Annotated in this window: 9 protein-coding genes; 3 read left to right on the top strand and 6 right to left on the bottom strand. The window is 39.2% G+C overall.

The annotated features are described in order from the left end of the window. The first annotated feature begins 94 nt into the window (after positions 1-94). Positions 95-313 carry a DUF4327 family protein gene (locus tag FJR38_RS11935; RefSeq protein ID WP_168499612.1) on the top strand — a complete coding sequence of 73 codons (219 nt, stop codon included), beginning with the start codon at positions 95-97 and terminating at the stop codon, positions 311-313. Between the two features lie 241 nt (positions 314-554). Here the strand turns inward: FJR38_RS11935 and FJR38_RS11930 are convergent, their stop codons facing one another. From FJR38_RS11930 to FJR38_RS11920, 3 genes are all read right to left on the bottom strand, one after another. After that, positions 555-1808 carry an FHA domain-containing serine/threonine-protein kinase gene (locus tag FJR38_RS11930; RefSeq protein WP_168537257.1) on the bottom strand — a complete coding sequence of 418 codons (1254 nt, stop codon included), beginning with the start codon at positions 1806-1808 and terminating at the stop codon, positions 555-557. A gap of 104 nt (positions 1809-1912) precedes the next feature. Further along, the gene (locus tag FJR38_RS11925) at positions 1913-3847 is read right to left on the bottom strand and encodes a serine/threonine phosphatase (RefSeq protein WP_168537255.1); all 1935 of its coding nucleotides are present in this window, start codon (positions 3845-3847) and stop codon (positions 1913-1915) included. Positions 3848-4043: 196 nt separating this feature from the next. After that, positions 4044-4649: an rRNA large subunit pseudouridine synthase E gene (locus FJR38_RS11920; RefSeq protein ID WP_168537254.1), complete on the bottom strand. Its 606-nt coding sequence runs from the start codon at positions 4647-4649 to the stop codon at positions 4044-4046. A 73-nt stretch (positions 4650-4722) separates the two neighbouring features. Here FJR38_RS11920 and FJR38_RS11915 point away from each other — a divergent pair, with 73 nt between their 5' ends. Continuing rightward, positions 4723-5586, top strand: coding sequence for a phosphodiester glycosidase family protein (locus tag FJR38_RS11915; protein ID WP_168537702.1), 864 nt, complete (start codon positions 4723-4725; stop codon positions 5584-5586). 414 nt (positions 5587-6000) lie between these two features. After that, positions 6001-7908, top strand: coding sequence for a molecular chaperone DnaK (dnaK, locus tag FJR38_RS11910; protein WP_168499620.1), 1908 nt, complete (start codon positions 6001-6003; stop codon positions 7906-7908). A gap of 181 nt (positions 7909-8089) precedes the next feature. Here dnaK and FJR38_RS11905 read toward each other — a convergent pair whose 3' ends face one another. The 3 genes from FJR38_RS11905 to FJR38_RS11895 all read right to left on the bottom strand — a co-directional run bounded on the left by FJR38_RS11905 (position 8090) and on the right by FJR38_RS11895 (position 9467). Continuing rightward, positions 8090-8314: a type II toxin-antitoxin system HicA family toxin gene (locus FJR38_RS11905; protein ID WP_168499622.1), complete on the bottom strand. Its 225-nt coding sequence runs from the start codon at positions 8312-8314 to the stop codon at positions 8090-8092. Further along, positions 8311-8547: a type II toxin-antitoxin system HicB family antitoxin gene (locus FJR38_RS11900; protein WP_168499624.1), complete on the bottom strand. Its 237-nt coding sequence runs from the start codon at positions 8545-8547 to the stop codon at positions 8311-8313. The genes FJR38_RS11905 and FJR38_RS11900 overlap by 4 nt, the downstream gene beginning before the upstream one ends. Before the next feature lie 146 nt (positions 8548-8693). Further along, complete coding sequence (locus FJR38_RS11895) at positions 8694-9467, bottom strand: tetratricopeptide repeat protein (protein ID WP_217360013.1); 774 nt, start codon at positions 9465-9467, stop codon at positions 8694-8696. Between the last annotated feature and the right edge of the window lie 24 nt (positions 9468-9491).

Genomic DNA, 9491 nt, shown 5'->3' with positions numbered 1-9491 from the left:
AAACTATAATTGCTCCACGCACAGGTAATAATTGCAAACGGAAAGCTGTTTTAATCAAGCATTTACACACAAAAATCTGAAATACACCGAGGTTATGACTCAGCAAGTAATTCACCCAATGGTGAAATTGCAGCGTAACGTGCAATCACTCGTAGAATCCAATATTATCAAACCCAATGATAAAATTTGGAAGATTGCCTTACTCTATGGCGATGAATGGCAACACTGGAAACAAGAGTTGCTAGATTTTGGATTCAGCACACAAGATCCAATTAGCGACTTACTAGCAGTAGAAAAGTGGGACGACGACTAAACCACTAAATAGGTAAACTATACCAGCTATATCTAATCCAGCTTGGTGCAAATTTGCCTACCTTTATCAAGGATAGTAATGATCTTGTGTTTCATTGCCCTTGCTTTTATGGTGGGTGAACTTTTGCTTCAAGTCTATTTATAGATTTAGCACAAAAATGTATTCCATTTAGTATTGAAGTATACTCAAGCATCTTGACCAAAGTAGGTAAACTTTGCACCTAACCACTAACCAGATTCTTCTAACTGGTGACTGATCTTAATGCTTGAGCTAACTCTTTTGCCGTATGATAGCGATCGCGTGGTAAAGGTTCAGTAACGCACTCAATGACCTGTCTTAATGGCTCAGTCATAGTGGGTATGCCTTTAACATCAAACCGAAAACTGCGTCCCCTTTGACGATAATACTTCAAAGGATTTTCCCCAGTTAATAAAAAAATCAGTGTTGGACCAATAGCATATAAATCAGATTGGGTTAGAGGTTGTCCCCTTTCTTGTTCAGGAGCGCAATAACCCTCAGCACCAATTCTTGTTCCTGGTTTTGTGCCAATTTCCTTGACAGCCCCAAAATCCAAAACAACAATAGTATTATTAGCACCCCGCACCATCAAATTAGCCGGTTTAATATCTCGGTGGATTAGTGGTGGTTCTTGGTGATGAAGATAATCTAGAATATCACAAGTTTGCACCATCCAAGCGATCGCCTGTTTAGGTGTCACAGGTCCAGTTAGGACAACCCGTTTTTCTAAATCTTGACCGTGAATTAATTCCATTGCCAAGTATTTCTTTCCACCTTCCACAAAAAAGTCATAGTATTTAGGTACTCCCGGATGGTGAAGATATTTAAGAATACTGGCTTCTCTCGCAAATAACTCTTGAGCTTTGGGAATTTTCGCCATATCAGCATTCATTTGCTTGAGTACCAACAATTGTGGTACACCACTAATTTCACCTGCGTCCCAAGCCAAATAGGTAGTACCCATGCCACCCTGTCCCAGAGTTCGCAATACCTGATAATGACCAATAGTTTTTTGGACCACAATTGGTTGTCCACAGTGAATACAAAAGACATTCCCCGGATCATTGCCCTCATGGGTGCAACCAGAACCGGCAGATATTGGCGTTCTTCCCTGACTAATTTCCCCACCACCTGATGGTGTAGCCGTAGTCAGTAGGGGGAGTAATTCCTGAATTTGGACTTGTAGTAAAGGTCCACCCTGAGCCAATTGCAGTAGAGAATTATCAGTCAGGGTAGATTTATTTACTAAACTGCCATTGAGGAAAGTTCCATTAGTTCCTTGACTAATTACTTCCCAAGTATAACCCGATCCATTTGTTACTAATTTCAGTTCTAAATGATACCGGGAAACTAAATTATCAGCCAAAACAACGTGATTATCCACTGCCCGACCAATGCGGACAACGGTAGAACCCTCAAAACACCACTGTTTGAGCGGTGTTTTTTCATGCTTTTCTAATAGGGTCAGAGTAATCACAATAGGTAATGGGACAAAATTAAATTCATTGCTGGAGACTCTTAACTGGGGACAGAAAAACAATCTGTGTAATTAATTCTGTATTAATACGGATAACATAAAAACTAATTTACAAACAAACCTTGTTGAGAAGGGCGGACTTTTACCCGTACTAGTATAGCTGTGATGTTGTCATGACCATTGTGTTCATTAGCCAAATCAATTAAATCTTGAAGACCTTTTTCCAAGTTACTACTAGAACTTAATAAAGGTTGGAGATGAGTTTGCCAATTAGTCTCTAGGCAATCATTATCTGATAAACCATCTGATACCAACACCAGAAGCATATCTTCATTAATATCAAAAAACTCGACATCGGGATGGATGGAATTTTCATTGCGTGGACCCAAAGCCTGAGTTAGCTGGTAGGCATCAGCCCGACCATAGGCTATAGTCGGTTCTACACCCCTAGCAATTTCTCGTTGACCAACTTCATGATCTATAGTTAATTGTTCGAGTCCTCGTTTACGAGTGAGACAATAAAGACGACTATCACCAACATGAGCAATTGCTGCCTGATTATCCTGAAGTAACAACATAACCAAAGTAGTACCCATACGCCCAATACCAGCACGAGCTTCTTTTTGATTAAGCTCATAAATAGCTTGATTGGCTAAATAAACCGCCTCTCGGATACTTTCCTTCCTCGGTAATTCTGCATCCACCCAAGTTTCTTGGAAGTATTTACGAATAGTATTCACAGCTAAGGCACTGGCTACTTCACCCCCAGCATGACCTCCCATCCCATCACAAAGAATATATACACTTTGGGCTGTAACCAAGCGATTTTTTGGTAATTCTAGCTTGTGAACTTTACTATCAATCCCGAAATAGTCTTCATTGTGATCACGTTGACGACCAACATCAGTATATCCAGCATATTCCAAACTACTTAGCTGCATGGATAGCACCATAGTTGGGATATCATCATTTCTGATCATTGTATCTTCCGTCTCATCGCTGAATTGCAATATAGTTGAGGAAGACGGAGATTTTTCTGGGGTAGATTCTGCTTCCAATAGAGATAACTGCGTTTGCCATAGCGATCGCAATTGTTCTAGAGTATTAATTTTCCCAGATTCCAAATCATCCAACATCTGCACAACAAACCCAAATTGAGTCCGCTGGGATTGTTTACACAAATTCCGCCACACTTGACCCAAACTTTTAATACTTAAAGCTTGTTCCTCATCCTGTGGGCATGGTTGGGGTATCAGCGCCGATGGTTCTATATATAACCTTTGTAATACTAAAACTTGGTCTTCATCTACTCGCAAATTTGACAACTCTAATAAACTTTGGCGACAACCCACCTTTTCTAACAACTCCCAAAGTTGAGTCATTTGATAAAACCAATATAAAATTTCCAACATAGTGATTGTGTCTTGCTGCCAGACATCAACCAACATTGGTAAATTGGATCTATCTTCCAACAAGACTACTTGTAGATCATCTTGTTGCCAAGCATCATGAATCTTGGGTATGGCTGGGTGCATTTCCACCTGCAATTCTAGATAAGCCTTTGCTAAATCAGGAATTGTCTGTGTAGCTATCTTGGTTTCATGCCCCAAGCTGGCTTCAATCAGTGATACTTGGTAAGGTTGGCAATCTAAAACTCGCATTGTCAGCGATTTATTAGCTGCAATAATTTCTGGATTTGGTAAAGATTCTAACAAGCGATAACGCTGCTGTGAATCTAAATAAGAATCTAAAGCCAACTTTAAGAATGGGCTAGTATCAGTAATACCAACCACGGGATTTTCTGAGTTTGGCGTTAATTCACCAGTTTCCTCAATAGCAGAAACAGCCGATGTGACTTGGGTAATCATAGCCCACCAAATCGTGCCACATTCCGCACCACATTTATGACAATGTTGTGCATTTATAGCTACATCAACACCGCATTCAGGGCAGACTTGATGAGCTAGGGATGTACCACAGCTTTGACAGAACTTATTACTATTAGGGTTTTCAAATTTACACTGGGGGCAAATCAGCATAGTGGAAGTTCCGATACTTTTTTGCTAAGGTGCTTCTAGCCATTAACATCCAAATTCCACAATTAGCTGACCCAGCCTACAGTAGACTTACATTCATATTGTGGTTTGAAGAGGAAATTAAGTGGCATTCTTAAAAAATTAATCGCGGCATTTGTAATTTTATGCGACTAACAACTGAATATTACAGCATCTAAAACTAGTTTTCCGGTGATTGATTTAGTTTTGTGAGTTCTAAGGGAGTTAGTTCTCGCCATTGTCCCGGAGCTAAATCATGTAATTGAATATGAGCAATACTCACCCTGATTAACCGCAAAGTCGGAAAACCCACAGCCGCCGTCATGCGACGGACTTGGCGGTTTTTCCCCTCAGTTAGAGTCATTTCTAGCCAAGCAGTGGGAATACTTTTACGATATCGAATGGGGGGAATGCGATCGCCTAAGCAGCTACAGGAATCACCTACAAATGGTTCTTCTAAGAATAACCTAACTTGGGCAGGACGAGTCCGATAATCTTGAATTGCTACCCCAGTTTGCAGCCTATTAATAGCATCAACATCAGGAATACGTTCCACTTGTACCCAATAAGTCCGTTGATGACCAAAACGCGGATGAGCAAGACGGTGCTGTAATTTACCATCATTTGTTAATAACAGCAATCCTTCACTATCCCAATCCAAACGCCCTACAGGATAGACATTAGGAACATCTATATATTCTTTGAGCGTAATATGTTTCGGACTTTCCTGAGTAAATTGACTTAGAACTCCATAGGGTTTGTGAAAAATGATGTACCGATTAGTCATAAAAATAAATACGCAGTTATATTGAACACTAGAATATAAACAAGTCAGGAATCAAAATTAATAAAAATCAATGATACCAATTAGCAAAATTAGCCGCAGATCCTTTTTATTTCTAAGTGGAGCAACCTTAGCACAAGGATTAACACTAACATTACCTAGTTATGCTCAAGCTGTACAGGTTAAAAAAAGTCGAATTAATGGCATTCCTTTTTATCAAACCATAGTTGACCTCACAGACCCAAAAACCTTGATTACAATTGGTTTAGCCAAAAATGCTACCTTTGCTAACACAATTCAAAAAACCAGTGGTGATGAAGACTTTAACAAATTAGTTGCCCGTTATCGCGCTACCGTCGTCGCTAACGGCACATTTTTCGCAAAAAATTCCCAAAAAACAGTTATGGGTAACATGGTAGCAGCCGGGAAATTTGTTAAATACAGTCGTTGGGAAAACTTTGGCACTACCTTGGGTTTACGAATTGGTAACAAACCAGAAATGGTAACAGCCAGAGTAGACGGCAAACCCGAATGGGATCAACATTGGTTTTCTCTAACTTGTGGACCAAGACTATTGCGACAAGGGAAAGTTTGGTTAAACCCCAAAATTGAAGGTTTTAAAGATCCCAATGTTTTAGGCAATAGCGCACGGACAGCCATTGGTTTTACCAAAGATGGGACAAAGTTGATTTTAGTCAACTTTGAAATTAACCTCTCCTTACAAAAAGAAGCACAAGCCATGAAAGCAATAGGTTGTTACGAAGCTATGAACTTAGATGGTGGAGCATCTAGAGCCTTAGCCAGTAAAGGTAATATCTTAGTTCCCGCAGGTAGACCTTTAACCAATGTCATTGTCATTTATGATGGCACTAATCCCGCCCCCACAGCCCTCCAACAAGCATGGCAAAAGTTTCAAAAAGGAGAACGTCCTTCTTCGTAAATAATTGATAATTGACAATTACCAAGCCTCTTATTACGGATCAAGGGGTATAATTTTTAATTTTTAATTTCTAATTTTTAATTCCCCATGGGGTTTGACGGCAAATACGACTATAAAGTTACGGTTCACCCCAATTCCTGAAAGTATTAATTCTCATACATTAGTCAATGTGAAAGCACATTAATCCATGAAACCACTAGACATAATTTATAAAATTCACCGTTCCCCTAACGGTTCGGTAAACCACCCTTCATGGAATGGCTACCACTGAGTTTATATGATATTAGCCTAGTTGGGGATTTTATTCCCAGCAAAGCCTAACCCAACTGATTGTTATTAGCAGAGCAGTTAGTTAATGCAATTTTATATTCTCTCTGATTCATTTAGTAATTTTATACGGAGTAAACACCCAAAATGGCAAAAGTAGTTGGAATTGATTTAGGGACAACAAACTCCTGTGTAGCAGTAATGGAAGGTGGTAAACCCACAGTTATTGCTAATGCGGAAGGTTTTCGGACAACACCCTCAGTAGTTGCGTTTGCCAAAAATGGCGACAATTTAGTAGGTCAAATCGCTAAACGCCAAGCGGTGATGAACCCCGAAAATACTTTTTATTCTGTAAAACGCTTTATCGGTCGTCGTTTCGACGAAGTTACCAATGAAGCTACAGAAGTTTCTTATAAAGTTCTCAGTAGTGGCGGTAACGTTAAGGTAGATTCTCCAGGTGCTGGTAAGCAATTTGCTCCTGAAGAAATTTCTGCGAAAGTTCTCCGCAAATTAGTTGAAGATGCTAGTAAATATCTGGGTGAAACCGTTACCCAAGCAGTAATTACCGTTCCTGCTTACTTCAACGATTCCCAACGTCAAGCCACAAAGGACGCGGGAAAAATCGCTGGTATTGACGTTCTCCGAATTATCAACGAACCTACTGCTGCTTCCTTAGCCTACGGTTTTGATAAAAAGAGCAACGAAACTATCCTAGTATTTGACTTGGGTGGTGGTACTTTCGATGTATCCGTTCTGGAAGTTGGTGATGGTGTATTTGAAGTATTATCAACATCTGGTGATACACACCTTGGTGGTGACGACTTTGATAAAAAAATAGTTGATTTCTTAGCTGAAAAGTTCAAAAAAGACGAAGGTATTGACCTGCGTAAAGATAAACAAGCTTTACAACGTCTGACTGAAGCCGCAGAAAAAGCCAAAATCGAACTTTCTAGTGTCACCCAAGCAGAAATTAACCTCCCATTTATCACTGCTACCCAAGATGGTCCCAAGCATTTAGACACAACTTTAACTCGCGCCACCTTTGAAGAACTCTGCTCTGATTTAATTGACCGTTGCCGCATCCCTGTAGAAGATGCCCTGAAAGGTGCGAAATTAAATAAGACCAATATTGATGAAGTTGTTCTCGTTGGTGGTTCTACTCGGATTCCCGCAGTTCAAGATGTGGTAAAGCGGGTGTTAGGTAAAGATCCTAACCAAAGCGTTAACCCTGATGAAGTGGTAGCTGTTGGTGCTGCTATTCAAGCAGGTGTTTTGGCTGGTGATGTTACAGGTATCTTGTTGTTAGACGTAACACCATTGTCCTTGGGTGTAGAAACCTTGGGTGGTGTCATGACTAAGATTATTCCTCGCAACACCACAATTCCTACCAAAAAATCAGAAGTGTTCTCTACTGCTGTAGATGGACAAACCAATGTGGAAATTCACGTTCTCCAAGGTGAGAGAGAATTTGCCAATGATAATAAGAGTTTAGGAACTTTCCGTTTGGATGGTATTCCTCCTGCTCCCCGTGGTGTTCCTCAAATTGAAGTTACCTTTGATATTGACGCTAACGGTATTCTCAACGTGACTGCGAAGGATAAGGGTACTGGTAAGGAACAATCTATTAGTATCACTGGTGCTTCTACGCTCGATAAGAATGATGTAGACCGGATGGTTAGAGAAGCTGAACAAAATGCTTCTTCTGATAAAGAACGTCGTGAGAAAATTGAACGCAAAAACCAAGCTGATTCTTTAGCATATCAAGCTGAGAAGCAGTTAGAAGAGTTGGGTGATAAAGTCCCTGCTGCTGATAAGACTAAGGTTGAGGGTTTAGTTAAGGAAGTCAGAGAAGCAGTTGCTAAAGAAGATGATGATCAAATCCAGAAGTTGATGCCAGAACTGCAACAAGCTCTGTTTGCTATTGGTAGCAATATCTATCAACAAGCTGGTGGTGATGCTGGTGCTGCTGGTCCAGAAACTCCTGGCGCTGGTTCTCCTCCTCCTTCTGGTGGTGGTGATGATGTCATTGATGCCGATTTTACTGAAAGCAAGTAGTAATAAATTCTCATCAAGGGCGGTAAAATCCCGCCCCTACGCAAAAAAAATACCCACCCAGATAAATGACTGGATGGGTATTTTTTATGGTAGTTAAATTATTTATTGCAAGATACTTCTTCCTTATCAACTTTATCTTAACAAATTTAAAAGCAAATGTCAACCCTCTTAATCTCCTATTTTAGAGATTTTGCCATTCTTCTAAACTTAATTTAGCTTGATGAATTACAATAGCGTGTAATGTGCCAATCGGAATATCTTTACTGTGCATTGGTAATACAACCATTCTGCCATCGGAATGTTCTAAAACTAAATGGCTACCTTTTTGATGATTTTCGATAAATCCGGCTTTCTTTAATTTGCGTAATGCTTTTTTAGGAGTAATAGCAGATAATTTATCGCTCATGAAACTAACTCGACAATTAGAACTGTTCCAGAATTTTTCTTGATTTTGGGAATAGGTAAACCTTGTTTTTCTAATGCTTCTAAATAAGCTAATACTGCTTCAGTAACATTCTTTTCTGCTTCAGCAAAATCTTGACCAAAAGAAGAAATATAATTGAGTTGGGGTATGGTAGCAATGACCATATTGCTATCAATATCAAAACTGTATTCTACGGGAAACTCTAGTCTATCCATGATAATATTACTCTTTTATCTGGGTTGAATTGAATTATAACTTAATCATATCATTGATTTAATTGGTGGGAATAAGTTCAATTTTTTTGTAGAAACATAAATGAATGGGTATTTTTTGTAAGAACAAGATCAGGCTGAGTCAATGTTCAAGAACTGCTTTTTTTACTTTTTTTCATATTCTTTTTCAAACGCCCTAAGTCACTTTTTAATAAAAGTCTTCGTGGATGCTTAGGATCTAAAAAATGATTAAAGATAGATAATGCTTCCTCATAATTTGCGACTGCTTCAGGAAATTGTTGACATTTTTCATAAAGTCTTCCTAGTGTCCAAATACGATTAGCATAGGATTGATTTCGAGTTTCTTGACGTTGGCGTTGAATATCTTTCCATCTTTCTAATAATGGAATGGCTTCTGAATACCGTTCTTTATTTCGATAAAGTTCCGCTAAATTATTGAGACTCATAGCAGTATGAGGATGATTTTCTTCTAATTGCTCTTCACTAATTTTCAGGGCGCGAAGATAGAGAGATTCTGCCTCCTCATATTGTCCTTTATTTTGATAAACTAGAGCTAAATTATTTAAACTAGCACCAGTATGAGGATGATTTTCTCCTAATTGCTCTTCACTAATTTTCAGGGCGCGAAGATAGAGGAATTTTGCCTCCTCATATCGTCCTATATTTCGATAAAGTCCCGCTAAATTATTGAGACTAGTTGCAGTATCAGGATGATTTTCTCCTAATTGCTCTTCATAAATTTTCAGGGCGCGAAGAAAGAGGAATTCTGCCTCCTCATACCGTTCTTTATTTCGATAAAGTCCCGCTAAATTATTGAGACTAGTTGCAGTATCAGGATGATTTTCTCCTAATTGCTCTTCACTAATTTTAAGGCGCGAAGAAGAGGGATTCTGCCTCCTCATATCGTCCTATATTTCGATAAAGTT

The organism is Anabaena sp. UHCC 0253 (genome assembly GCF_009712085.1).
Classification (GTDB): domain Bacteria; phylum Cyanobacteriota; class Cyanobacteriia; order Cyanobacteriales; family Nostocaceae; genus Dolichospermum.
This window is presented reverse-complemented; position numbering and strand designations above follow the sequence as displayed.